The sequence below is a fragment of the Enterococcus sp. 7F3_DIV0205 genome, from assembly GCF_002141365.2.
In the GTDB taxonomy this organism is placed as follows: domain Bacteria; phylum Bacillota; class Bacilli; order Lactobacillales; family Enterococcaceae; genus Enterococcus_L; species Enterococcus_L palustris.
Map to the genome: position 1 here is coordinate 864089 of NZ_CP147244.1, position 24658 is coordinate 888746.

The 24658-nt window shown below is 35.9% G+C and carries 24 protein-coding genes; all 24 read right to left on the minus strand.

Annotated features, from left to right (window positions below; genetic code table 11):
• Positions 1-2 precede the first annotated feature (2 nt).
• Positions 3-503 carry a PTS system mannose/fructose/N-acetylgalactosamine-transporter subunit IIB gene (locus A5821_RS04020; protein ID WP_086313301.1) on the minus strand — a complete coding sequence of 167 codons (501 nt, stop codon included), beginning with the start codon at positions 501-503 and terminating at the stop codon, positions 3-5.
• Between the two features lie 94 nt (positions 504-597).
• Positions 598-1305, minus strand: a complete 708-nt coding sequence (locus A5821_RS04025) for a GntR family transcriptional regulator (protein WP_086313303.1) — start codon at positions 1303-1305, stop codon at positions 598-600.
• Positions 1306-1648: 343 nt separating this feature from the next.
• Positions 1649-2164, minus strand: a complete 516-nt coding sequence (locus tag A5821_RS04030; RefSeq protein ID WP_086313305.1) for a YjbQ family protein — start codon at positions 2162-2164, stop codon at positions 1649-1651.
• 3 nt (positions 2165-2167) lie between these two features.
• On the minus strand, positions 2168-2869 hold the full coding sequence (locus A5821_RS04035; RefSeq protein WP_086313307.1) for a triose-phosphate isomerase: 702 nt from the start codon (positions 2867-2869) through the stop codon (positions 2168-2170).
• A gap of 14 nt (positions 2870-2883) precedes the next feature.
• Positions 2884-3711, minus strand: a complete 828-nt coding sequence (locus tag A5821_RS04040) for a class II fructose-bisphosphate aldolase (protein WP_086313308.1) — start codon at positions 3709-3711, stop codon at positions 2884-2886.
• Between the two features lie 11 nt (positions 3712-3722).
• Complete coding sequence (locus tag A5821_RS04045; RefSeq protein WP_086313310.1) at positions 3723-4007, minus strand: PTS sugar transporter subunit IIB; 285 nt, start codon at positions 4005-4007, stop codon at positions 3723-3725.
• Between the two features lie 24 nt (positions 4008-4031).
• On the minus strand, positions 4032-5369 hold the full coding sequence (locus A5821_RS04050; protein WP_086313312.1) for a PTS galactitol transporter subunit IIC: 1338 nt from the start codon (positions 5367-5369) through the stop codon (positions 4032-4034).
• Positions 5370-5387: 18 nt separating this feature from the next.
• Positions 5388-5843: a PTS sugar transporter subunit IIA gene (locus tag A5821_RS04055; protein WP_086313314.1), complete on the minus strand. Its 456-nt coding sequence runs from the start codon at positions 5841-5843 to the stop codon at positions 5388-5390.
• Between the two features lie 2 nt (positions 5844-5845).
• Positions 5846-7819, minus strand: a complete 1974-nt coding sequence (locus tag A5821_RS04060; protein ID WP_086313315.1) for a BglG family transcription antiterminator — start codon at positions 7817-7819, stop codon at positions 5846-5848.
• A 193-nt stretch (positions 7820-8012) separates the two neighbouring features.
• Positions 8013-8918, minus strand: coding sequence for a magnesium transporter CorA family protein (locus tag A5821_RS04065; protein WP_086313317.1), 906 nt, complete (start codon positions 8916-8918; stop codon positions 8013-8015).
• Between the two features lie 11 nt (positions 8919-8929).
• The gene (locus A5821_RS04070; RefSeq protein ID WP_086313319.1) at positions 8930-9355 is read right to left on the minus strand and encodes a MarR family winged helix-turn-helix transcriptional regulator; all 426 of its coding nucleotides are present in this window, start codon (positions 9353-9355) and stop codon (positions 8930-8932) included.
• A gap of 144 nt (positions 9356-9499) precedes the next feature.
• Positions 9500-10471, minus strand: a complete 972-nt coding sequence (locus A5821_RS04075; protein ID WP_086313321.1) for a LacI family DNA-binding transcriptional regulator — start codon at positions 10469-10471, stop codon at positions 9500-9502.
• 13 nt (positions 10472-10484) lie between these two features.
• Positions 10485-13790, minus strand: a complete 3306-nt coding sequence (locus A5821_RS04080) for a GH36-type glycosyl hydrolase domain-containing protein (protein ID WP_086313322.1) — start codon at positions 13788-13790, stop codon at positions 10485-10487.
• 14 nt (positions 13791-13804) lie between these two features.
• A complete protein-coding gene (locus A5821_RS04085; RefSeq protein ID WP_086313324.1) occupies positions 13805-15952 on the minus strand; it encodes a glycoside hydrolase family 3 N-terminal domain-containing protein in 2148 nt (715 codons plus the stop codon).
• Between the two features lie 33 nt (positions 15953-15985).
• A complete protein-coding gene (locus tag A5821_RS04090) occupies positions 15986-16816 on the minus strand; it encodes a carbohydrate ABC transporter permease (protein ID WP_139844044.1) in 831 nt (276 codons plus the stop codon).
• 14 nt (positions 16817-16830) lie between these two features.
• A complete protein-coding gene (locus A5821_RS04095; protein ID WP_086313326.1) occupies positions 16831-17715 on the minus strand; it encodes a carbohydrate ABC transporter permease in 885 nt (294 codons plus the stop codon).
• Positions 17716-17830: 115 nt separating this feature from the next.
• Entirely contained in the window at positions 17831-19072 is a 1242-nt protein-coding gene (locus A5821_RS04100; protein ID WP_086313328.1) for a sugar ABC transporter substrate-binding protein, read from the minus strand.
• 261 nt (positions 19073-19333) lie between these two features.
• Complete coding sequence (locus tag A5821_RS04105; protein WP_086313330.1) at positions 19334-20020, minus strand: alpha/beta hydrolase; 687 nt, start codon at positions 20018-20020, stop codon at positions 19334-19336.
• Between the two features lie 192 nt (positions 20021-20212).
• Positions 20213-20527, minus strand: a complete 315-nt coding sequence (locus A5821_RS04110; RefSeq protein WP_086313332.1) for a carboxymuconolactone decarboxylase family protein — start codon at positions 20525-20527, stop codon at positions 20213-20215.
• A 19-nt stretch (positions 20528-20546) separates the two neighbouring features.
• Complete coding sequence (locus tag A5821_RS04115) at positions 20547-20963, minus strand: cupin domain-containing protein (RefSeq protein WP_086313334.1); 417 nt, start codon at positions 20961-20963, stop codon at positions 20547-20549.
• A 36-nt stretch (positions 20964-20999) separates the two neighbouring features.
• The gene (locus tag A5821_RS04120) at positions 21000-21983 is read right to left on the minus strand and encodes an aldo/keto reductase (protein ID WP_086313336.1); all 984 of its coding nucleotides are present in this window, start codon (positions 21981-21983) and stop codon (positions 21000-21002) included.
• Between the two features lie 119 nt (positions 21984-22102).
• Complete coding sequence (locus tag A5821_RS04125; protein WP_086313338.1) at positions 22103-22516, minus strand: MerR family transcriptional regulator; 414 nt, start codon at positions 22514-22516, stop codon at positions 22103-22105.
• Positions 22517-22725: 209 nt separating this feature from the next.
• Entirely contained in the window at positions 22726-23268 is a 543-nt protein-coding gene (locus A5821_RS04130; protein ID WP_086313339.1) for a hypothetical protein, read from the minus strand.
• Between the two features lie 221 nt (positions 23269-23489).
• Positions 23490-24641 (minus strand): hydroxymethylglutaryl-CoA synthase, encoded by a 1152-nt coding sequence (locus tag A5821_RS04135; protein ID WP_086313340.1) that lies wholly within the window; start codon positions 24639-24641, stop codon positions 23490-23492.
• Between the last annotated feature and the right edge of the window lie 17 nt (positions 24642-24658).

Consider the following 24658-nt stretch of genomic DNA (forward strand, 5'->3'; position numbering starts at 1 on the left):
TATTACTCTCCTCCTTCAGCTTTCAGTTCAGTCCAAGTTTTCTTTTTGGAATCGGGTACCAATTGAAATGAAATGGTCATCCCATTTTTTTGCAATGTATCAAAAGCCGTTTCTTCAGTTCGAATCATACTTAAGTTTTTACCGTATTTTTTTGCCCCTTCCCTAACACTCATCGGTCCAACATTTAACTCTTGATGCTCAGAAATAAAATCGACACCGCTTTCAAAAATTCTAACAAGTGTTTCTGGTGAACGTGCAATTAGAAAATATTGTCTCTTGCTTTCAACAATCTTAGGCCATTTTTGTATTAATTCTGCTTCTGTTAGCACAAAACCTTTTAACGGCGAGGGAACTGCTGACTTCAACATTTTAGCAAGTACCGGATTATTTGCTGATGGATCATCTACCGCTACGACCCCATCACATTTTCTTTCACTCATCCAACGTGTAACCACTTGTCCATGAATAATTCGATCGTCAATTCTAATAAATGAAATTGCCATATTTCTTCCTCCTCATATTGACATATTGTCATTACATTATATTATAATGAAAATATATTTCTGTTTTCAGAAATACACTTTCATTTAATTAAGTTTAGCCTTCTACATAGTAGCGATACTCACTACCTATATAAAAACACTCTGAGTACTCGTGAAAATCTTTCCCTAATTGTTGAGTGATTCTTACTCGTTTTAAAATCGGCGTATGTTCATTGATTTCAAGAGCTTGTACTAATTGTTCACTTGGTTCAATTGCTTCAACATATTCTTTAATTGAATCTACAACAATATCAAATTTTTTCAAATATTCATAAAAAGAACCGTAATAGTCTTGGCTATCTATTGAAAAACGTTGATCAAAGGTAAAGTAGGTATCAAAAAATGCAAATGCTAGATCGTCCGTTCCAAAAACCCGTTGAAGATTTAAAACAGGCTCACCTTCTTTGATATTTAAAAAGTTCGCAATTTTAGCTGACGCAGTCTTTTTTTCTATTTTTGCTTGTAGAGTATGGACTTTTCTTCCAAGATCATTCATTTCTTGCGTAAAGCTTTTTACAATGGTTTCCTTGATTTCTGGCTCTTTGGATTGTACAAATGTTCCTACAGCTCGTTTACGATACAAGAGTCCTTCATTAACTAATTGATCAATCGCTTTACGAATCGTAATCCGACTGACATCATAGATATTGCATAGTTCAAACTCCGTAGGAATTTGATCTTCAACCTCCCATTCGCCTGAATGAATCTTGAATTTTAAGTCGCTGGCAATTTGAATATACAAGGGTAATCTATTGTCATTCATTGTCTCACCTTCCGTTCACATCTTATTGTCATAACAATAGCACACGGTTGTATTTATTGCAAGTTTATTTTTTATGTATATAACGTTAAACACAGCAGAACCTGTGAATATCGCTTTATTCCATTACATCTTTTATGTATTTTCCAGATAGAACATTCTTACAATTGTTCTATACATTTTGATATTGATTAGCAATAATTTTAATCTGATTATTTCTTTTTTGTGCTTATGACAAAAATGTGATCGGGACATAACTCTTTACGTTATGTCCCGATCACATGAAATTTATCTAAAGTCTTAATTTAAAAGAAACAACCCTTTTCTCCTAAATCTTTATAACATTTTATTCACCTAAAATCATCAACTGACATTTTCTATTTCGTTTTCGGTTTTGGTCAAAATCTATAAAGTAAATATACCCAACTGAACCTATTTGAAGTCCTGCATCTTTCACAATAAAGGTTTCACTAGCACCGAATAGAGAAGCTCGTATATGGGCATCTCCATTTAAGATTGTTCCCGGATCACAGGGATAGTTTGGATCATCCAAACTCATTAGGAATTCAAGATGTTTGGGACCTGGATAACGATAATTGGTTTCTTCTGACAACTCTCTAGGAATGATTTCATCTAGAATACGATTAAGATCCACTTGTAAAAATTCGTCTCCATTAAAATCTAAATCGTGAACATATTCTTCAAAAATCACTGAACAAGTCGTATGCGGCGATTGAACAACACATATCCCATTTTGAAGCTCACTCTCTTTTACGGCTTGTTTCACTTCTTCTGTGATATTATGATAACTTACACGTTGTCCATTAGACGTCAAAATTAAATCTTTTGTATATATTTTCATTTCTTATGACTCCTTTAACTCTGCTCTGACTTTAACAACTTCTTCTACCATATCTTGCAACGTTTGAACTGGGTCTTTTGCACACACAATACCACTCGTCCCACCTGTTCCATCCGCTCCCGATTCTAGCGCTTGACGAACATCCTCAATCGTACTGATCCCTGCAGCTTGAAGCACAAGCGTGTTGGGTGAAACAGATTTTACAGCCTGATTTGTTTGTTTCATATACGAACTATCGCTGGTCTTCCCTGTCCCGATCAACTCTGTCGGTTCACAAACCATGACATCAGGTTTAAGTGTAGCAATTGCATGTGCTTCAGCAATTGAATCTGCACACGCAATAACCAAAATCCCTTGCTCCTGTGCTCTTTTCATAATCGTTACTAATTGATTGATCCCAACAGGATGTTCCGCATGATTCAAAAATGTCGCTTGCACGCCTGCCTCTACAAGTCCTTCTGGTAAAATATAACCCATACCTGGTCCGACTGTTAAGCCATCCATATGTTGCACGGTAAGAATCAAATGTTTTGTTGCTTGAGAAATTCTATATGCATCCACATACTGAACCGTGAAAAAAATATCGATATCATACTTACCAGCAAGTTCATCTGCTTTTTCCGCTAATTTTAGAGCATCATCCCCATATAAATATGCTTTTGGATTCACACAGAAAAATGGTGCTCGAACCGTCCTTTTCTTCAAATTGATCACCTCTTTTATTTAGTTGCAAATAGTGTATAACAATGCTCCAACGTATTTTCCATCGCTTGATTGGCTAGTTTTTTTAGTCGAACATAATCTGTTGGAGATTCTCGTTCGATCGTTTTCATCGCAGCCGTAATAAAATCAGTAAAAATATTGATTTTACTAATTCCCTCTGTTGCACATCGATGTAAATTTTCGTCACCTGATGAAGAACCTCCGTGTAATACAAGGGGTGTTTTTATAGCCTCTCGAAGTTCGGCTAAACGGTCAAAACTTATTTTAGGTGTTCCCTTGTAAAAACCGTGAGCTGTTCCGATGGAAACGGCTAAAGAATCTACGTTTGTCTCTTCAACAAAACGCACCGCATCTGTTACTTCCGTATATACGGAATCACTGTGATCATGATTTTCATAATTCAAACCAGAACCGACAAAACCAATTTCAGCTTCAACAACTACTCCTCTTTCATGAGCATAGTCTGAAATCACCTTGGACCGCCGAACATTCTCTGCAAATGAATCAAGAGACGCATCGATCATGACAGATGAAAAGCCTAATTCTATTGCTTGTTTAATAATCTTTTCATCTTGTCCATGATCTAAATGTAAGACCACTGGCACTTGCGCTTTTTTTGCTAAATAATTTCCGATCAAGGCCGCTTCTTCCAGCGACATCATATCCATATGCGCTTGTGCAAAAGCTAAAATCAACGGTTTATTCATTCGTTCAGCCACGTTTACGTAAGATCGTGCTGAATCTAAGTCAAAGAAATTAGCAGCAGGAATAGCAAATTGTTCTTTTTGCGCCCTATTAAATAATTCTTTAGATGTAACTAACAAAGCAATTCCTCCTATTCTTTGATTTTAGCTTCGATTTCTTGATACATTTCCTCAGTTCCCATTCCCGTCAATAACGGTAACCCCATGATTATTTTATCCTTGATTTTATCTGGTACGACTGTTGTACTAACGATGATGTCATAATCATCAATTCTATTCATCTCATCTGCGACTTTTGATTGGTATAATTTCACATCATTTTCATAACCCTTTTCTTTCAACCAATCTTTCACTTTGTTTGTTACGATTGTAGACGTAGCTACACCTGTCCCACACATAATCAACATTTTTTTCATTATCCATACTTCCTCTCTTTTCGTTTATTTAATTGCTTGTTTTTTGGGTAAAATTTTATTCACATAGATCATTCCGCATAAAACAACTACGCCTATGATGGCTAACCCACCCCAGCTCAATAGTTTTGTCAAGCCAACATACATCCATGTCGTCCATAAACCACCCTCAGCTAGTGCCGTAATACTTGAATTCCCTTGTAAGTCAAAGTTCGCTGCCTTGGCTGACATCGTCACTAATGGTGCGACCCAAGAAGTGATATAAAGAATGCTGACCATATAAATTGAACCTGCGATAACTGTTCGAACGATATTTCCAGCAAAAACTGCGGCCATTAAACAAACTAAGAAAGGAATCGTTGCAAGATCTCCAAACGGTAAGGTTGTATTTCCTGGTAAAATAACAGCTAATAAAATTGTAATTGGAACTAATAATAGAGAAGATGATAGAACGGCTGGATGTCCTACTGATAATGCTGCATCCATCCCAATATATAATTCTCTTCCAGGAAAACGTTTCTTCACAAATTCATTCGCTGCTTCTGAAATTGGTGTCAATCCTTCCATTAAAAGTGCAACCATCTTCGGCATCAAAACCATCACTGCGCCAGTTTTCACTGCTAATTGACCAACGCCTGCAACATCATATCCTGCAAAGAGCCCAATCACTAACCCAATCAGAAAGCCCATCACAGTTGAATCACCGAAAATACCAAAGCGTTTTTGGATCGTTTCAGGATCTGCTTTCCAATTTTTTATTCCAGGAATACGGTCAAACAGCCAATTCATTGGTATTGCAAAAATGAAGCCGGGAGCCGCAGTCCCATGAGGAAATGTAATATTAGGGAAACCATAGAATTTTTTCACGATTGGTCCTAAAATATCACCGAACAACAAAATCATCATCATATAAACCACAGTTGCTGCGATTCCAATCGCAAAATTACCAGTTAAAGCATAGACTAACGACGCAATAAACGCACCATGCCAGAAATTCCAAATATCCACGTTTAAGGTCTTCGTTAACCCTAAAATAATCAAGGCTACGTTTAGTAATACGCCGATTGGAATTGCTAAACTTCCTAAGACCGTTCCATACGAAATTGCCGCAGCCGCTGGCCATCCTACGTCGATTGTCGTTAAATTCAAACCAAAGCGCTCAACCATAGCCTGTGCTGCTGGTCCTAAACTACTACTCAACAAATCAATCACTAAATTTAACCCTACAAACCCAACGCCGACCGTCAAAGCAGATGTAAAGGCTTTAGCCGGTTTGGTCCCGAGAATCATACCAAATACAAAAATCAAGATCGGTAAAACGACGATGGCACCCAAGTCAACAAACCACTGTAATGCATCTAACATGTTATTTCCCCCATTTCTTTAAGCTAAGCCAACATGATGAATAATTTCAATAAATTCTGATTTGGTTTGGCAACGATATAAATTTTCCATTGTTTCTGGATTTTGAATCATCTCAATCAGCTTCTGTAACATTTCCAATTGTTCATGTGGTTCTTTCAACGCCAGCATAAAAATCATATGAACAGCTACTGGCTTATCTGAGGTTCCCATTTCAAAAAATGAGATCGGTTCTTTTAAAGACATAAAGGCAATTTGTGATTTTTTTACATACTCACTATCCGTGTGCGGAATTGCGACGCCAATATTCGTAACAGGAAGTCCTGTAGGAAAACGTTCTTCTCTTTCAATAATATGTTCGAGAAAGCTATCTGTGATAAACTGTTTTTCTCTTAATTGTTTCGTTAAGCGTCGAAATGCTTCATTTCTATCTTTAACTTCTACCTGAAATTCAGCAATCTCACTATTAAAATACATCTTCAACATTCCCTCCTTTTTAAACAAGTCATTAGTTCTTCCACACTTTGACTTTGAATGATCTGATCCACGCACTCTTTTGAATCAATTCTGTCATATAAAGCTGAAACCAAATCTTTGGCTATGACCATATCCTTTTCTGCAATTGCGATGGTCACGATCAGTCGAACCTGATTTATTCCCCACTGAATAGGTTGTTTTGTTGTCATAAAAGATAATTTGGTTTCTTTAACTGTATCTGGTGCACTGTGCGGGATCGCTACACCACTGACAATACTAGTATTCCCTAGTTCTTCCCTTTGAATTATCGACTCTTCGAAACCGTCATTGACCAATCCTAGCGTTTGATATTGCTGAATTAAATAAGCCAAAACTTCTTCTTTTCGATAAAAACTCTGTTCTAAGAAAATTAATTCTTTTTGAATAAATGGAATCAAAGAAATTGTGCTATTTTCTTTTGAATAGGTGAACGTTTTTTCATTTTCACTAATGTTGGATAAATAAGTTGCAATCATTGCCACTTCTTCTGCAGTAGGTAAAGCAGAAACATGAAGAACTGGAATTTTCTCTATTTCGAGTGGAATTGCTGCAATGATCAAGTCAATATCATCTACTGGATTTTCTAGTAGCTGTTTTTCTGTCACAATTTCAACAATAACGCTTGCAGGTAGATTTTGCTTGATACGATTAAAAATCAATTCGGATGTTGCTAATCCATTACCACATACAATCAAAACATGTTTCGTTGATTGAATTTTTTCAAACGCTACTTGAAAATGGATCGTCAAAAATGATACTTCATCTTCATTTAAAAAAAGTGAATAGTATTTTTCAAATACGGCAGAAGCAAATTGTGTCAATGTAAACATTGTAGTATATTGCTTCTTGATACTTTCTTTAAGCGGATTCCTTACATAAATATCGTTTTTTAATCTATGAAGCATTGGCATGATATGAGCAATCAATGACTGAAATAGTTGTTCATCTTGATCGACTTTTATATCAAGTAAATGTGTCATTTCATTGATCAAGGCATTTGTGACAGCATTCATTTTTTGATCAACCGGTAAGTCTGATATTCCTGGTACAACACTGTGAGCGAATAACAATGAACAAACATATTGGATATCATTCTTAGAAAAAAGACAATTTAACTCTTGATTGATTTCATCTGAAAAATTTAGAGCAACCATATAAAGTTGCATTTTCTGTAAATCCTTAAAGACAAATTCATTTTGCTTTTCCACATGATGTCCAGCTTTAAGCCTTGTTAGAAAAATAATCAGTGACAATTTTAAAGAGTAAACAAAATAATCATTTAGTATTTTACCGGTATGAATCATTATTTTCTCAATGAAATCATTCACTATTTCAAGAATTTTTGGTTCAATAATTTCAGCAAGAAAATTCAAACTACCTCTGGGACTCTTTTCAACATGTGGATGATATTTTTTGCTGTAGCGTACTAAATATTTCTTATAGACCTTTTGAATCACAGTTTCTTTTTCTAAAGCATTGATTCTACGCTCATTCAGTTCAAGAAGTTCTGTCTTTTTTAAGTAATGCAACACTTCATCCATATCTTTTTTGATCGATTGTTTACTGACTAAAAATTGCTTTGCATAATCGTCGTATGTTATTTTTTCACCGTACAATAAAATCGATGAAATCATGATCAATTGTCGATAAGCAGGTGAATATTCCTCATCCTCTAGGACAAGGACACGATCTTGTTGGACCATTCCTTTTAAACGTTCCTTCATTTCTTTGCTTCCAATTAAATAAATTCCTTTTCTTGGAACGCGATCGATCGTTAACCCATTTTCATTAAGATAAGTCTCAATATTCTTTAAGTCAGTATACGTCGTCTTACTTGATACAGAGAGCTTTTCACTGAAATAGTTTGTTGCTTGGTATTCATTTTGATGCAGCAGTAAACGAATCAACTCATTTTCTCGTTTTGTTCGTTTTTCCATTTATCACACCTCCGGAAAGCGCTTTCCATAAATAGAGTATACGAATATTTGAATAGATAGTAAATCATCTTCTATTTCCACATTAATGTGGAAATTGTTAGCACGGTCGTTATTTTATTCATTAAGAAAGAAAAAATAAAAAAACAGTATCAGGAAATTAGTTCCTGATACTGTTTAGTAACTCGTTTCGCTATTATTTTAAAATCAGACGTAAAATAAATGATAACCCAAACCACCCTATCAAACTGATACCGATTGCAATCACCCAACCTAAAATATTATGTTCCAATGGTAAAGGCATATTCATTCCGAAAAAACCTGTTACGATCGTTGGAATCGTCAATAAAATAGAAAGCACCGTCAAAATTTTCATTGTGTCATTTAAATTATTATTTAAGATATTATTATACGTACCTGATAATTGCTGTAAAACCTGAGAAGTCAATTGAGCCATCTCTACCAATTGTCTGGCTTCAATCAAAGTATCCTCCCATTGTTCTTTCTCATCTTCGTTTAGTGACTGAAAAATCGCATTTGTTTTAATTTGTTCTAGTAAAACAGCATTTTGTTTTGTAGCAGAGATAAAGTAGGCAACGCCGGTCTCAACATCTGACAACGCTAATAAATTCTTTTTAGTCGTTTTCTCTTTTAACATATCATTAATATGATTTCGTTCTCTGTTCATTTCTTCTATCACAGGAAAAAATTTATCGGTAATCATAAATAAACTTGAAAATAGAAATTTAAATACTGAATTATCCAAATTATTTTGTAAGTATTTTTCCATATATTGAATAATATAGGTGTTTTCACTGTTTGTTATTGTTAATAACTGGTTGTTTTTAATGAGAAATGTCATTGGGACAGCTTCATAATGATTGTCGTTTTTTTTAGTTTGTGGAACATTATATATCAAAATGAACGCATCCAGTTCACTGTCATACTCAATACGAGCTCGTTCATTTCTATCTAATGCATACGAAATGATTTCACTATCAATACCATATTGTTTATATAAATCAGAATCAATCGCAATCTGATCAGAATTGATATTGATCCAAATATTTTCTTTATTTCCAAACTTTTTTTCTGTGATCATAAAAAAACCTCCTAATTTTCAAAAAACTTCGTTTCAACTTTAGTAAGATTCAGTTGAAACATGTCTTGTTCTTCTTGCGTTAATCCATTACAAATTTTTTCATCTAGCTCTTTAAAAATCAGACTTACTTGATGTGCTACTTGCTCACCATCAGTCGTAAGAAAGATATTTTTCTGTCGCTCATTGTTTTTGGGGATTTTACGATAGACTACATTTCGTTTTTCTAACCCTTTTAAGATATTCGTAACTGTTGCCTGCTTTTTACCTAAATACTCTGCTAACTCTCGTTGCATTGATCCTTGATGATGAAATATATAGCTGATACTGCGCGCTTGTAAACTATTTAATTGTAATTCTTTGAATCTTTGAAGTACATAATTTTGTTGCAAAATACTTATCTGATAAATTTTTTCTGCTAGGCTCTCCTGATTAGACATTCTATCATCACCTCTTCTTAAATAGTTTAAATCAAAACACTTTAATTTACAACTATCTAAAAATAAACTAAAAAAGAGCGGGACAAAAACTAATTATCTGTTTTTGTCCTACTCTTAACTGATTGTTCTACTATGCATATTACGTCACTCATTGCGATCAGAAAATGAGTCTCCTTCTATATAACTTGTATAAATATGATCATCTTCTGTTTCTTCTCCCGTAATCAACTGAATAATTTTTTCAGCTGCCAGCATCCCCCAACGATGTTTAGAGTAAGAAATCGTCGCTAATCGCGGCTGAACAAAGGCACTGATATCAATGTTATCAAAACCAATCACACGAACATCTCTCCCAATTTCGTATGACGTTTCTTTAAAATATTTGTAAATACCAATAGCCATTTCATCATTCAGTGCAAAGATATCTATAGGAAAACCTTGTTCTTTTTCCATGATTTCTTTTGCTGCACGATAGCCTGAAGGTTCTGTAAAGTCACCTGAAATAATCTCATACTCAATGCCAAATCGCTCTAGTTCTTTCATACTAGCATTTAGCCGCTCTTGACCGTCATAACTCTTTTCAGGACCTGATACTAAAAATAATTTCTTCGTATCACAGGCAACTGCCTTCTCAATCGCCAGCGTAGCACCGCCTTTATTATCTAACAAAACTTTCCGAACATTTTTATGGGTGATCAAACGATCTAAAATGACCAGAAAATGCCCTCGATCCGCATATTGTTCGATTTCTTTATTTTTAAATGTCCAATCTAACACAATTGCACCATCGATCATTCGTTCTGGAATGAACAAGTGTGATTTATTCCCACTGCAGACGATCATTTCATAGTTCTGGGCTTCTAACCCTTTTTTGATTCCATCTAATAATTCACCATAAAAGCTGCCTCCATAATCAGCAAGGTATACACCGATTATATTGGTTTGCTGTCTTTTTAAGGTACGAGCAGCCATGTTAGGAACATAGTCCAGTTCCTCTGCAATCGCTTGAATTCTTGCTCGAGTTGCTTCAGTAACTTTGGAACTACCATTTAACGCATAAGAAACAGTTGAAATCGATACCCCTGCTTTTTTTGCAATTTCTTTGATTCCTACCATGTACGCTCATCTCCTAACAAAAAATATCTATTTGGTTCTCTTGCTTATCTAATAATGTCGTAAAGTCAGCTAACGAAACGACCAATCCGCCTTGACGATATGGATTTTGCTCTCTCTTGACCGAAAGCTCTGTGCCATTTACCAAAATGAACTCTTTTTGACCAGTCAAATGGAATATGATTTGTACATCTTTTCCTGCTAACTGATAGGTCATTTTCAAACCATTTAAACTATCCGGCAATACTGGATCAAAAATCACATTCTCCCTATCTTCACGAATACCTAATACATTTGTCAACAACTGGTTCATATAAATCCCCGGTCCGCTGGAATAAATTCGCCAACCACCTTTGACACCAACTTGCCCTGTTTTTAGTTTGCCAAAATTTTCTTGCGCATCATAGCGAGTCTTAAAATCTCCATCAGAACTACTAAAATAGGCATTTGCTTGTCGAATTTCCGCATTTTTCACGTGATTTTTTAGTTGAATCGGATTGATTCGATGCAATGCTTGCCATGTTTCATCTGTCTTCCCTAACTTTGCCATTGCTTCAGTGAAACGAATATGAGCATGGACATACTGTAACCCAATTTCACGACCAAAGTTAGCTGATTGTTCTGCACGCTTAAAGTTTGTACTTACACCGCCTCGATAAACAGCAGGCCGATTCATCAAACGAACGCCATCGGGAAATTCTAAATGCTCTTTAATAATAGCATAATGATGCTCAACTTGTTCAGTTGTTAACAGCTCAGCTATCATACTCCGTGTCATAGGTAGTAAACGATACTGGATCCCCGTTTTTTTGTCGGTTGGATGAATCATAAATTCTACATGCTCTGTATCTTCCATATAGACAAACCCAGGAATCGTCTCAGAAGATAAAATATAGGTTTCAAAATCCTTTTTGATATTTAGAGCTAGTTCATATAAATGCTCGCCATATTCAACATCAACTTCTTTTAATAGATCTGCTAATTTTTTCACTACTTGATACGTCAAAGCAACTGTCCAACTACTTGCCATATATTTTTTCAACTTATTGTCATACGGTTGTAGAGTATCATCCCAATCACCATCACTATAACAAGAAAGATATGTTCCTTCTAAAAAATTGTCCTCAATAAATTGAACTTCTTTTTTTACATGGTCGAATAGACGATACCGGTCTTTTGTTTTTAAAAATGTTGAACGATCCGTATAAGCAATTTCTTCATCCAAAATCCCAAAGTCTTTTGTCTTAGCTAAATAATCTGCAACGATTTTCATCGGCCAAACAATCACATCCCCGTGACTTTCATCGGCTTTTTGTTTTTCATAGCGGTCAAACATGAACCATTGCGGCCAGTTCCCATCATTTTCAAACTGATTCGCATAGACATTTTGAATGATAGAACGCACAACTTCTGGGCGATTGACCGCAAAGAAAAATTCTGTTGGCCCTTGTGAAACATCCCTTGTGCCCCAAGCAGCGCCGCCATATTGCTCCAATCCATGTGGTGAAAGATAATGGACTAGCATATTATGAGTATACCAGCGAGCTAAGACATTCATTGTTTCGACTTCTTCCGTTGCATGGGCTAACTTGAAATGATTCAATAAATCATTTACAAAAGTTAAGAATTGGTCGTTTTCTGATTGATACGTAGTGTCTACCACGTCGTAAGCTTCGCCTGTCAAGGTTCCTTGAATCTGCATAGAAAACGCTGATTGCTCTTCAATCACAAATACAGCCAATCGTTCCGATGATTCATTAGGTAAAAACAAACTTTCATCCGTCAATTCAAAAGATTTATCCAGAGAAAAGTAGTAGGTTAGTTCTGGGTATTCTTGATGGATAACAGAATCCGTTGACGCTTTTACTGTCACCAAATCCTTTACTTTGTTTATCGTATAAGCTGGCTCTTCTTCATCGGCATTCATCACCAAGTGATTCGTTACAGCGAAGGTGTAATGTCTCTTTTGCTGACTTTTTATTTCCGTAATGACTTCTCTTGTATCACACAACGTAAACGTTCTCACGGTAATTATATCATTCTCTAATTTATAATACCATGTGGCAGAGTTTAATCCCATTTCAAAAGCAGATGGCATTGTTAACAGTCGCCAAAGATCTCCTTGTTTGATGTAGATCCTTTGCCCTGATTGTTTCATGACATTTAATGAATTACGGCTATTACTCATTAGCTTATTCATTGAGGTATTGCCTAAAACGATCTGAGAATTAAATATGCCGTACATATAGACTGTTGTACTAAGCACTGGAAGCTTCACATCAAGTTCCGTTCCACTCAATAAAATGTGCCCATGTGCTCTCTCCATAGCAACTTCTTTTTCTTTTAAAACAACATGATGATACTCGTCAGTAAAGAAAGAAGCGATTTGCCCATCGACTGTTTCAACTAGGTTTTGACTAGGAAATAATTGGTTTCGCTCTTTTTCTGAAAATGTCTCACCTGTGATAGTATCACCGATGTTTTTCTCACTAACCTTTCCTTGTCCAGCATTATTTTCTATTTTTAATGAGTCATAATTTTCCTTGATAACTTCTTTAGAAATAAGTGGTTGTTGAATGACCGATTGCTGATTTGCTATTGGCGCTCCATAAAATACGAATACCATCTCTTGATCCATCATTTCAAAGCGTTCCGTTTGTAACGCAATATAAGCAAACTCATATTGATACACTTCATTCGCTAGCATTTCTTGTGTCAAAGCAACAGCCTGATTTGTTTCTTTATAATCACGTCCAAAAAATTGATACCCATCTGTTGAAAAAGCGACTAGTGGATTCAGGCTTCCTTGTTCGATTACTGGGAAGTTTCCTTCTTGTGGTTGATTTTGTCGAGACGAAATCGTAATAGTATCATTTCCTTTTGCAACATGATGGTCCACATATTGTGACATGTAGGCTTCATTCGATTGAACAGCTCCTTTTGTCGCGTTGCCAATGTCTTGTCCATAGATGACATCGATTGTTTGTCCAGATCCATTCACTGTTACCTGCCAAAACCAAATGCCTGATTTAGCAATTTGGAAATCAACGCGATAAGAAACATCTAAAAATGTGCCGTTCCATGAAGCTTGTTCTTTTGATATTTGAAATTTACTCTTTGAGTTAGACCCAATCATTGGCACTGACTGAATACCAGCTCCATTATAAACTCTAAGATAAATCTGGTTACAGCTACCATCCAATGGATTTCCGTTCAGTTGATTGACCATAATATTTCCATGCATTATTTCGTAAAGATCTCCAGTTTCTAAAAACGAGACCGTTGTTCCACCATTTTCAATCGTTCGTTTTTGATACGCCATCTCAATCTTCCTATCTATTTCAATAATTTAAAGGTTTTTGTTGCTACATCTCTACTATTTGCGCCAACCATTACATCAAAGATCCCAGCATCGCTGACAAAGGTTTGATCACCATGCACATAGCGCAAAAGTTCTTCGGTAATGTCAAAGTGAACTGTCTTTTTCTCATGAGCTTGAAGCGTTATCTTTTTGAAGCCTTTTAATTCTTGTACTGGACGAACGACTTCACCGATTTTGTCGCGCACGTACAATTGGACAGTCTCTTGTCCTGATATATCTGACTGATTCTCCACAGTAACGGATACAGTAATTGTTTCATCTGGCTTCATTTCATCCGAGCTTAAATGAAAGTCAGTATAGGTAAATTCACTATAGCTCAAGCCAAAACCAAAAGGATATTTGGCAAAGTTTGAAACATCTAAATATTTGGATACATATTTTTCATCACCTGGTTTATATGGTCTACCTGTATTGTCGTAATTATAATACACGGGAACTTGTCCCACTGTTTCAGGGAATGACATGCTTAGACGAGCACTTGGATTATACTGCCCATAAAGAATATCAGCTAATGCGGCACCACCTTCTGTTCCTGGGAACCAAGCTTCAACGATGGCTTTTGCTGAATCAATTCCTTTTAAATCAAGTGGACGGCCATTGTAAAGGGTCACAATAATATTGTCGTTTACAGCCTGAATAGCATTGAATAAATCTAGTTGAGCTTGCGGTAAGCGAATATCACTACGGCTTGACGCTTCACCACTCATCCAGTCTTCTTCTCCAAGTGCTAAAACTACTTTGTCTGCGCCTTTAGCTAAGGAAACAGCTTCATCGATTGCAGCCTGACTTGGTTTAAAATAATCAAAGGCTTCTTTTCCAATCCGATAATCTGCATTTAATTGCGCCACTCCTTGCCCTAAAGAAATTGCTTCTTCTTTTTTCCCTTGCCAAGACCAGACGCCAATAACATCATTAGAAGCAGCAGCAGGTCCTACAATGGCAACTTTATCCTGTTTAGATAACGGTAAAATCCCCTCATTTTTTAGTAAAACAATCGATTTTCTTGCAACATCCTTCGCAATCTCCCGATGTTCTTTCGACAAAACCAGCTCTTTTTCTAAGGTTTCATCTGCGCCACGATAAGGATTTTCAAATAAACCTAGATCATTTTTCAATGTCAGAATTCTTAAAACTGCTTCGTCAAGAATTGCTTCATCAACGATCTTTTCTTCAATCAATTCTTTTAAGTTTTCGGTATAGCAAGTCGTCATCATTTCAATATCAACACCTGCTTTGATCGCAAGTTCTGCTGCTTGTTTTTTATCTGCTGCTACACCATGAGGAATCAACTCGATCACAGCTCCCCAGTCAGAAATCACCACACCATCAAATCCGAATTCTTTTCTCAATACGTCTCTAAATAGCCATTTATTCCCAGTTGCAGGAACACCGTCTACCGTATTAAATGACGTCATCACTAACTTAGCGCCTGCATCAAGTGCTGCTTTATAACCTGGTAAATAACTGTCTCGCAATTGTCTTTCAGACATGTTGACCGTATTATAATCACGTCCACCAATTGCTGCTCCATATGCTGCAAAATGCTTAACACATGCAGCCACACGGAAGAAATCATTTTGTAAGTCCTCACCTTGATACCCTTTAACAAAGGCTTCTGCAAAGCGGCTATTTAAAAAAGGATCTTCCCCTGTTGATTCCATGACACGCCCCCAACGAGGATCACGAACTAAATCTACCATTGGCGAAAATGTCACATGTAACCCCGAGACAGCGGCTTCTTTCGCTGAAACTTCTGCAACTTTTTCAGCAACATCCACATCCCATGAACTACCTAACCCCAACGGAATTGGAAAAATCGTACGGAATCCATGAATAATATCAGCCATCAAAATAGTGGGAATTCCCAGTCGATTGTTTTCCATATAGGCCTTTTGTACACGAATCGCTTCTTTCGCTCCTGAGATGCCTAGTGTTGTTCCAGCATTGTTGATATCTTCATGCGTCAAACCAAGATCCGTCATAGGCCCTGTTTTTTCTTCAGCTTTTTCTGAGTAAAATTCTGCTGCTAATTGAAGTAATTGACCTACTTTTTCATCTAAGGTCATTTGCTTCAATAACTCTATTAGTTGCTTTTGCTCCATATTTATTCACCTTATCCTTTATATTATCCTTTGTTACTTCATTCCTGATACATTAAATCCTTGTAAAATATACTTTTGGAAAATCGAAAAAACAATTAAAATCGGAATCACCATAAATGTTGCTCCTGCCATTTGTAAGGCATAATTTGAGCCATGTTGTCCTTGTAATAATTGTAAGCCCACCGATAACGTATAATACTTTTCATCATTGGCAATGATCAACGGCCATAAAAATGAATTCCAGCCGCCAATAAAGGTTAAGATCCCTTGAACAGCCAAAATCGGACGACTTACAGGTAAGATGATTTTGAAAAAGATGTACCATTCGCTCGCTCCATCCAATCGAGCTGCTTCAAGCATTTCATTAGATATGTTGTGCATAAACTGTCGGAAAAGAAAAATCCCGAAAGCTCCCGCTAATCCAGGTAACACGATCCCAATCAAGGTATTCGTTAAACCAACTGAGTTTAAAAGTAAATACACAGGAATCATTGTTACTTGCCCTGGTATCATCATAGTTGCTAACACCATTAGAAAAAGTGAATTTTTCCCTTTAAAATCAAACTTGGCAAAACCATATCCCGCCATCGCGTTTAGTAATAACCCTACGAATGAACAAGCTGTTATGATCAGAGTATTTTTAAGATAGGTTCCAAAATTAAGCCTGATAAAAAGCTCTTTAAAATTATCGAAAGTCGCATTTTTTGGAAATAGACTAGGAACGATCTGATTGATTTCCGCATTCGTTTTAAAAGAAGAAAAAATCATCCAAAGAAATGGGAAAAAGGTCATAATACCCAGAACGCCTAGAAGGATACCTATAAAAAGCTTGAAACTCATTTGTGCATTTTTATGTGAATTCATAACGTTCTCTCCTTTTATCCTTCATTTTCTTTTTGTTTCGTTTGGATTTTCATTTGAATACTGGTCACGATAATGATTGCAATGAATAAAATCACGGAGCCTGCTGCTGCATACCCGAATTTGTTGTATTGGAAACCTCTTTGATAGATGAACAAGGCAACAGATAAGGTACTGTCAAGTGGCCCTCCTTTAGTCATAACAAAAGGTTCATCGAAGAATTGGAACCAACCGATCAACGTCGTTACGGTCACAAAGAAAATAGAAAATTTTAAAAGCGGAATAGTAATTTTTAAAATTTGCTGCCATTTATTAGCCCCATCAATTTCTGCCGCTTCATAATATTCTTTTGGAATTCCTTGGATCGCTGCTAGGAAAATCAACATATTCAAGCCGATTGCTTTCCAGACAGCTATAATAATCAGAGAAAACTTCGATGTACTAGGATCTGTTAGCCACATAATCGGGCCAACATTTATATACGATAATAAATGATTTAATAAGCCAATCGTTGGATTGTATAAATACATCCAGACAACAGATACTGCAACTGTATTAGTAATAGAAGGGCTATAAAACACTAAACGCATAAAAGAGAAAAATTTGTTTTCACCAAAATTGATCATAATGGCTAATGCTAATGCAGAAATAATAACTAAGGGTACACCTATGACGACATAATAAGCTGTATTGAACATGGCTTGCCCAAAAACCTTGTCACTAAATATATTCAAATAATTATCAAAACCAACAAAATTGATTCGTGAAAAATCAGCCAAGCCAGCTAAACTCATATCTGTAAAACTAATTGTTACGGCAATAAAAATCGGAATGATTGAAAAAACAAGCAATAATGCAACGGCTGGAGCTATAAAAAAATATGGCGATTTTGACTTCTTCATCGCTTTGTTCCTCCTTACCAAATCAATTAAAGGAACAAAAGATAGTTTTTGCCTCTACACTTTAGTAAGTAATAGATAACATATTCTAGGCTTTTGTTCCTCCTTCTCCTTAAGACTATTTAATCAAGCTTTCCGTTTGTTCGTTCAGTTCATCCATTGCTTCTTGAAGATTCTTTCCACTTACAACAACTTGCTCCCATTGCTTCATAAAGTTTTGAGAAATTTCATCCCATTGTTTTAATAACGGCATTGGTTGCGATTCATTCAATTGTTTCCCAAAAACAGAAATTAACGGATCGCTCTTGAACACATCAGAATTCCAAGATTCTTTATTGGTTGGAAGTGAATTTGTACTTTCAAAGAATTTTGTTTGATTTTCAGGTTTAGATAGATATTCGATCAATTTTATTGCATCCTCTTTTTTCTTAGAACTATTGAAAACTGCTAAGTTGGCCCCACCTGTCACAGACGTATTATTCACAGGACCTTTTGGTAATTCAGCAACTCCCCATTTCCCTTCGATATCAGGTGCTGAATCTTTAATACTATTGATCATCCACGGACCACTGATAAACATTGGGACAACGCCTTCACCACCAAAACTTTGACCAATTTCTAAACCAAGATCTGTTTTAGGCGCTGAACCATCTTGAACTAACTTATCTAAAAATTTTAAAGCATCAACCATTTCTGGTTGATTGAATAAAGGTTTATCGTCTTTATCAAATAATTTCGAGCCATTTTGACGAGCAAACATAAAGCCGAAGGTTGGTTCTTTCAATTCAACACCAAAACCATATTTATTATCACCGCGTGCTGCCAATTTTTTCGCTGCATCCGCTAACTCATCCCACGTCTTAGGTGCTTCTTTGTAACCAACGCTTTCTAACAAATCTTTTCTATAATACAATCCGCGAGTTTCGGTATACCAAGGCACTGCGTATGTCTGTCCATTAAATTCTGTCGTAGCCACTGAACCGTCAAAGAAATTAGCTGATTTCATCACATCGCTTTTTTTCACATCATCCGTTATATCCATCAAAGCACCCGCATCAACGAATTCACTCATGTAAGTGGTCCCCATTTGCACAACATCTGGACCTTCTTTAGATGCCACCGCAGTTAATAATTTATCTCTGGAAGTAGACCACGGAATACTTTGGATTTTGACTTTGATCCCTGATTCCTTAGTAAACTCATCAACGATTGGTTTGATCCCTTGATCTCCATCACCCATATACCAAAATGTCAGTTCATCTGAAGCGCTTTCTTTATTCCCCGAAGAACAGGCTGCCATTACACCTACAGTTACCAATAAAGTTGTTCCAAGTAAGCAAAGCTTTTTCCATGATTTCATACTTCCACTCCTCAATATTATTTAGTGAAACGTTTCTACAAAAATGATTATATTCCTTATCTCAATTAAAAGCAAGCGTTTTCTTTTCTATTTATTCACAATAAAGAGAAGAACCATCCTTTTTATCTGGAAATAAAATAAAAACGTTTCACCGAAACATTTTACTGAACTAGTATCTCGTAAAGTACAAAAAAACCTCAATAGCCCTGTTCGCCCATGAGATTTTTAAATAATGAAATGATAAGTATCACAATCACACATTTATTGAGTAATAAAGGTTTTAATATCTTCAACAGCCTGATTTTTATTTTCGCCTAAAAATAACTGGTGTCGTCCATTCTCGTACATTTTCAACGATACTTTTGCATTGCTAGCTTTCGCAAGGTAATAGGCACTTTTATAATATGTCGTTTCATCTTGCCTATTTTGTAAAATGAGCATCTTTTTATTTTTCTTAGTTAATCTATTCTTTTTCATTTTTTTCTTTGTTTTTTGAAGTAAGGACAAAAATTGAATACACGGACGAATCGACACCGTTTTGGCCGAACCGAGGTAATAATTCAATGTTTCTTGCTTTTTAAAGAATACCCCTTTGACAATGTCTTGTGCAATTACATTAACATTGTAAAGATAAATCGGTGTACTACACAAAACTATTTGATCTACTGATTCTCTCTCTGAAACTTGAATCGTCAATAATCCTCCCATTGAAAAACCAATGCAAGTAATATGTGTGTAATTTTCTTCAAGTTTATCTAATTTCTTTTCAACATCTGCTACCCATTGATTGGCAGTTCCTTTTGAAAAGTTTTGTTTATTTCCATCATGTCCAGTCAATTGAATCCAAAATGAATCAAGATCACTTTGTTTTAAGTATTCATGTAAAAACAAAATTTCTTTCTCATTACCGCCGAAGCCATGAATAATCAATATTGCTCTTTTTTTCATTTTGTCCCCTCTTCCTTTTAGATGAATGAATTTTGCATAGAAGCAATCATTTTATAGTTCACTTTACCATTTTACCTTATTTAAGCCTACTTATTTTTCATTTCTTGATTAAACTTAATGAAAATTTAGCATAAAAAAAGTGGAACGCTGTATGGTACATGCGTTCCATTTTTTTAATAAGTAAAAACCATTTTATTCGCCAAAAACTTCTTTTGCAAGAGCAAATGCTGACCATGCCTTTGGCCATCCCGTATAAAAAGCTAAATGAGTGATCAATTCCACCATTTCTTCCTTAGTTACACCATTTTGTTTCGCCATTTCCATGTGTGGTTTTAACTGCGGTACTCCTTGGGTTAATAAGCTTGAACAAGTAATCAAACTACGATCACGAGGTGATAACTCTTCTTCTCTTGACCAAATTTCTCCAAACAATACATCATCATTTAATTCTGCAAATTTCGGTGCAAATGCTCCTAGTTGGTCTCTACCAGCTGTTTGTTTTTTCATTAAGTAGGACTCCCATCTTTTATTCATTTTTTAGCGCATCATATACTTCATCCGCAACAGGTTCTAACCATTCTGGTGTTCCAGCAGTAACTGCTAAGTGTTCAAACCAGCTATCTTTTACAGCACCGTGCCAATGTTTCACGCCATCATGAGTGACAACAACATCGCCAACTGTTAAAAACCGAGCAGGTTTGCCCTCTTCTTGATACCAGCCTTCACCACCTGTAACGAGCAGCAGTTGAAACCCATTATGATGAATATGCCAATTATTACGACAACCAGGTTCAAAAGTAACATTCCCTACGCCCGCATTAATGTTAGGATCTGCAACTAAGTTTTTTAGATAACTTTGACCAACAAAATATTGAGCATACGTCTCATTTTTTTCTCCTACTGGAAAAATCACACCATGTTGTACTTCTTCAAATTTAGCCATTTCCTATTCCTCCAATTACTAACCTTTTATACCCTTTTAATTATGCCCAACAATAACATGTGGAACATAAGGTTCTTCCAAAAATAACACTTCAGCTTCAGTTAGCACCAGATCCAAAGCTGGAATCGCATTCGTTAAATGACTTTCTTTAGTAGCACCAATGATTGGCGCTACAACTGGTCCTTTTTGAAGCAACCATGCTAAAGCAATTTGTACTCGTTCAACGCCACGTTTCTCTGCAATTTCAGCAACTCGCTCAACAATAATACGATCTTGCTCAGCTGTAGTATCATATTTTGACATCGCTGTTTTATCCGTTTCAAAACGCTTCGTTTGAGCACTCCAATCGCGTGTCAAACGTCCTGACGCCAATGGACTATATGGTGTAACAGCAATTTTTTGGTCTTCACACAACGGCAGCATTTCTCTTTCCTCTTCACGATATAGCAAATTCAGGTGATTTTGCATCGAAACAAATTTTGTCCAACCATTTTTGTCAGCTACTGCTTGTGCTTTTGCAAATTGCCAAGCAAACATAGCTGAAGCACCGATATAGCGAACTTTTCCAGATTTCACTACATCATGTAGTGCCTCCATCGTCTCTTCAATAGGTGTATTGTAATCCCAACGGTGAATGATATATAAATCAACATAGTCCATACCTAATCGCTCTAAACTAGCATCAATTTGATGGAATATTTCTTTTCTTGAAAGCCCACCGCTATTTGGAACATTCTTTTTCATCGTGGTAAATAATTTCGTTGCCACAACGATTTCATCCCGATTGGCATACTCATTTAGCGCTTTTCCAAGAATTCGTTCACTAGCACCATAGGAATAAACATTCGCTGTATCAAAGAAATTAATGCCTAAGTCCAACGCTTTTTTAATCACCTTTTTACTCTCTACTTCCTCTAATACCCACTCATGAAACCCACTATTTGGATCACCAAAGCCCATTGCACCTAAACAAATTCTTGAAACATCCATTCCTGTGTTGCCAAATTTAACATAGTCCATTAAAATTCCTCCTTATAGTAGTTCGTTTTTCTTCCTGATAAATACAGTTTACTTCTTAAAGTGAACTCTAAGTCAAGTGATTTATTTACTAAATTAAAAAAAACTCCAAACAAAGATGTTTAGAAGTTTTTTATTGTTTGTTCTTTATTTTGATTAAAATCTCTTAACGCATTTTCTGCTGGAATCATATGTTCCTCATAATTATCAAACTTAAACTCCAACCGTTCAATTGCTGTGTTTAATTCTGATGCTTTTTTCTTTAATTCCTTGATTTTGTCGGCAATGATTTCTTTACGCGCAGGTACGGTTTCATTTCCTACTTGAAATAAAGTTAAATACTCTACTAAAGATTCAATAGATAACCCAGCGTTTCTCATCTGTCTACTAAAAACGATCCAGCGTAAATCTTCCTCATCAAAATCACGAATTCCATTAGCACTGCGTTTCACAGGCGGAATCAACCCAATACGTTCATAATATCTGATCGTATCAGCAGAAACACCACTTAACTCACTAACTTTCTTTATATTCAAGCCTTATTCCTCCCCCTTGCACTGCTCTTAGGTCTTTTACTATTTTATTATAGTACAATTTTCTAATCTTTTACAAACTCTCTTATTAATTTGAAAAACATCTCATACGATAAATAACGTCTTTATTGTGCATCATCGGGCAATTTCTTTTGGGATCTGCTTCAAAAATAATAATATATCATCAGATAAAACTTTCAATTTGATGATAACTAAAATGTAGCAACTCTAGCAACTAACTCACTAATTTTACCGGTAAACAAACAATCCCCTATTGCTATATTCATGTAATCGACAGGTCTTATTAATTCCGCTGGCTTTGGCAACACAACAGCCTGACTCTTTTCTAATATTTCAGCCACAAATTGAGAACAAAAATAATATTTTTTTCTTTGATATGGAATCGAAAACTTGCAGCATACTAGCCCAATGATACTATAACGATATTGTCCTTTTTCAGTTATCATTCGTTGAACTTCTTTCATGGCGTGCGCAAAGACTGATTTTGGCACTTTCAATTCATACAAGGCACACGGCATATCTTTGTGATAGCCAAAAAAACAATTGGTCAAGCTTTCTTGAACTAACCCTGCTGGTAAAGGAAAATGGGTATGTTTACGACCAAAACTATAGAATTGGGTCAACGTTTTGTCAAAAGAAATAGAAACATGTGTGTAATCATCTGACGTAGCTAAATGAATCAGTCGTGAAATATACGTTTTAGAACGAGTTAATAAAATATAAATAGTTTTCATCATTGTCTCCTTTTATCAGTTCATCTCTCGATTACTGTATCACTTATCTGATACAGTGATGATAACTTTATTCTATTCACTTTTATTTTTTAATGTTATATCAAGGGTATAATTTAGCAGGGATAGCTATAAAATTACAGAAATACAAAATACTTCTTGCTGCATTCAGTTTGATTGAATGCAACAAGAAGTATTTAAACTGTCTGTCTTAAAGAAAAGCTTCATTTTTCCTTGTAAGTTCTAACCGTATTTGAGATGGAAGCGATACTGTAAAGAAGTGAGTCTTCGTAGTTACTGTCTATATCCGCATCCAAAACATCATTAAACATTGCTTCATATTCAGCGATAGATAATCTTTTTCGTTCTACTAATTGTTTTTGATGGATATCTGCAAGTAATTGTTGTTGGTATCCCTCAACTAACTTTCCACTAAAGAATTCCGCTACAGTACCAGATCCATAACTGAATAATCCAATTTGTTCACCCGCATTCAATTGACCATTTTCTAATAATGAAATCAACCCAAGGTACAATGAACCTGTATATAAATTGCCGACTTGCCGACTGTACACAATACTTGCTTCATATTTAGCTAAAATTCGTTCTTGTTCTTCTGGTGACTCATCTTCTAAAGCTGCTAACAATGCTTTTTTCCCCATTTTTGTATATGGAATATGAAAAGCTAGTGCATCAAAATCAGCGATTGTCTTTTTATGACGGCTCTGATATTCCTCCCAAATTTTTTGAAAAGCTTGAATATAAGTTTCATTAGATAATTGTCCATCCACCATTGGATAATCATGTCCAACGGGCCGCCAAAAATCATAAATATCTTGTGTCAGTGCCACACTATCATCATTTAACTGTAAAATTCTTGGATCAGCGGAAACAAGCATTGCCACCGCTCCTGCTCCTTGTGTCGGTTCTCCTCCAGAAGCTAAGCCGTATTTTGCAATATCAGAGGCAACGACTAGCACTTTACTTTTCGGATGACTTTTAATATGCGCAACAGCATACTGCAAAGCTGCCGTTCCAGCATAACAAGCTTCTTTCATTTCAAAAGCACGCGCAAATGGTTGGATCCCTATCAAGCGATGCAAAACGACTGCAGAAGCTTTTGACTCATCAATGCCAGATTCTGTACCGACGATCACCATATCGATTTGTTCTTTATCTTCATCCGCTAAAATATTTTTTGCAGCATTTGCCGCAAAAGTCACAATATCTTGTGTTTTTTTATTTACTGCCATTTTGTCTTGTCCAATACCAATATGGAATTTATTTGGATCTACCTCTCTCGCTAAAGCTAAATCGGTCATATCTACATAGTATGGTGGGACAAAAAAACTAATTTTATCTATGCCAACGTTCATTGTATATCTCCTTTGTC

Coding starts and splice junctions, on each gene's coding strand:
- A5821_RS04060 (WP_086313315.1), bottom strand. CDS start 7,819: ATGGAAAAACGAACAAAACGAGAAAATGAGTTGATTCGTTTACTGCTG.
- A5821_RS04090 (WP_139844044.1), bottom strand. CDS start 16,816: ATGAATTCACATAAAAATGCACAAATGAGTTTCAAGCTTTTTATAGGT.
- A5821_RS04105 (WP_086313330.1), bottom strand. CDS start 20,020: ATGAAAAAAAGAGCAATATTGATTATTCATGGCTTCGGCGGTAATGAG.
- A5821_RS04085 (WP_086313324.1), bottom strand. CDS start 15,952: ATGGAGCAAAAGCAACTAATAGAGTTATTGAAGCAAATGACCTTAGAT.
- A5821_RS04095 (WP_086313326.1), bottom strand. CDS start 17,715: ATGAAGAAGTCAAAATCGCCATATTTTTTTATAGCTCCAGCCGTTGCA.
- A5821_RS04070 (WP_086313319.1), bottom strand. CDS start 9,355: ATGTCTAATCAGGAGAGCCTAGCAGAAAAAATTTATCAGATAAGTATT.
- A5821_RS04135 (WP_086313340.1), bottom strand. CDS start 24,641: ATGAACGTTGGCATAGATAAAATTAGTTTTTTTGTCCCACCATACTAT.
- A5821_RS04130 (WP_086313339.1), bottom strand. CDS start 23,268: ATGAAAACTATTTATATTTTATTAACTCGTTCTAAAACGTATATTTCA.
- A5821_RS04025 (WP_086313303.1), bottom strand. CDS start 1,305: ATGAATGACAATAGATTACCCTTGTATATTCAAATTGCCAGCGACTTA.
- A5821_RS04065 (WP_086313317.1), bottom strand. CDS start 8,918: ATGATCACAGAAAAAAAGTTTGGAAATAAAGAAAATATTTGGATCAAT.
- A5821_RS04020 (WP_086313301.1), bottom strand. CDS start 503: ATGGCAATTTCATTTATTAGAATTGACGATCGAATTATTCATGGACAA.
- A5821_RS04110 (WP_086313332.1), bottom strand. CDS start 20,527: ATGAAAAAACAAACAGCTGGTAGAGACCAACTAGGAGCATTTGCACCG.
- A5821_RS04030 (WP_086313305.1), bottom strand. CDS start 2,164: ATGAAAATATATACAAAAGATTTAATTTTGACGTCTAATGGACAACGT.
- A5821_RS04115 (WP_086313334.1), bottom strand. CDS start 20,963: ATGGCTAAATTTGAAGAAGTACAACATGGTGTGATTTTTCCAGTAGGA.
- A5821_RS04045 (WP_086313310.1), bottom strand. CDS start 4,007: ATGAAAAAAATGTTGATTATGTGTGGGACAGGTGTAGCTACGTCTACA.
- A5821_RS04055 (WP_086313314.1), bottom strand. CDS start 5,843: ATGTATTTTAATAGTGAGATTGCTGAATTTCAGGTAGAAGTTAAAGAT.
- A5821_RS04080 (WP_086313322.1), bottom strand. CDS start 13,790: ATGGCGTATCAAAAACGAACGATTGAAAATGGTGGAACAACGGTCTCG.
- A5821_RS04075 (WP_086313321.1), bottom strand. CDS start 10,471: ATGGTAGGAATCAAAGAAATTGCAAAAAAAGCAGGGGTATCGATTTCA.
- A5821_RS04120 (WP_086313336.1), bottom strand. CDS start 21,983: ATGGACTATGTTAAATTTGGCAACACAGGAATGGATGTTTCAAGAATT.
- A5821_RS04100 (WP_086313328.1), bottom strand. CDS start 19,072: ATGAAATCATGGAAAAAGCTTTGCTTACTTGGAACAACTTTATTGGTA.
- A5821_RS04050 (WP_086313312.1), bottom strand. CDS start 5,369: ATGTTAGATGCATTACAGTGGTTTGTTGACTTGGGTGCCATCGTCGTT.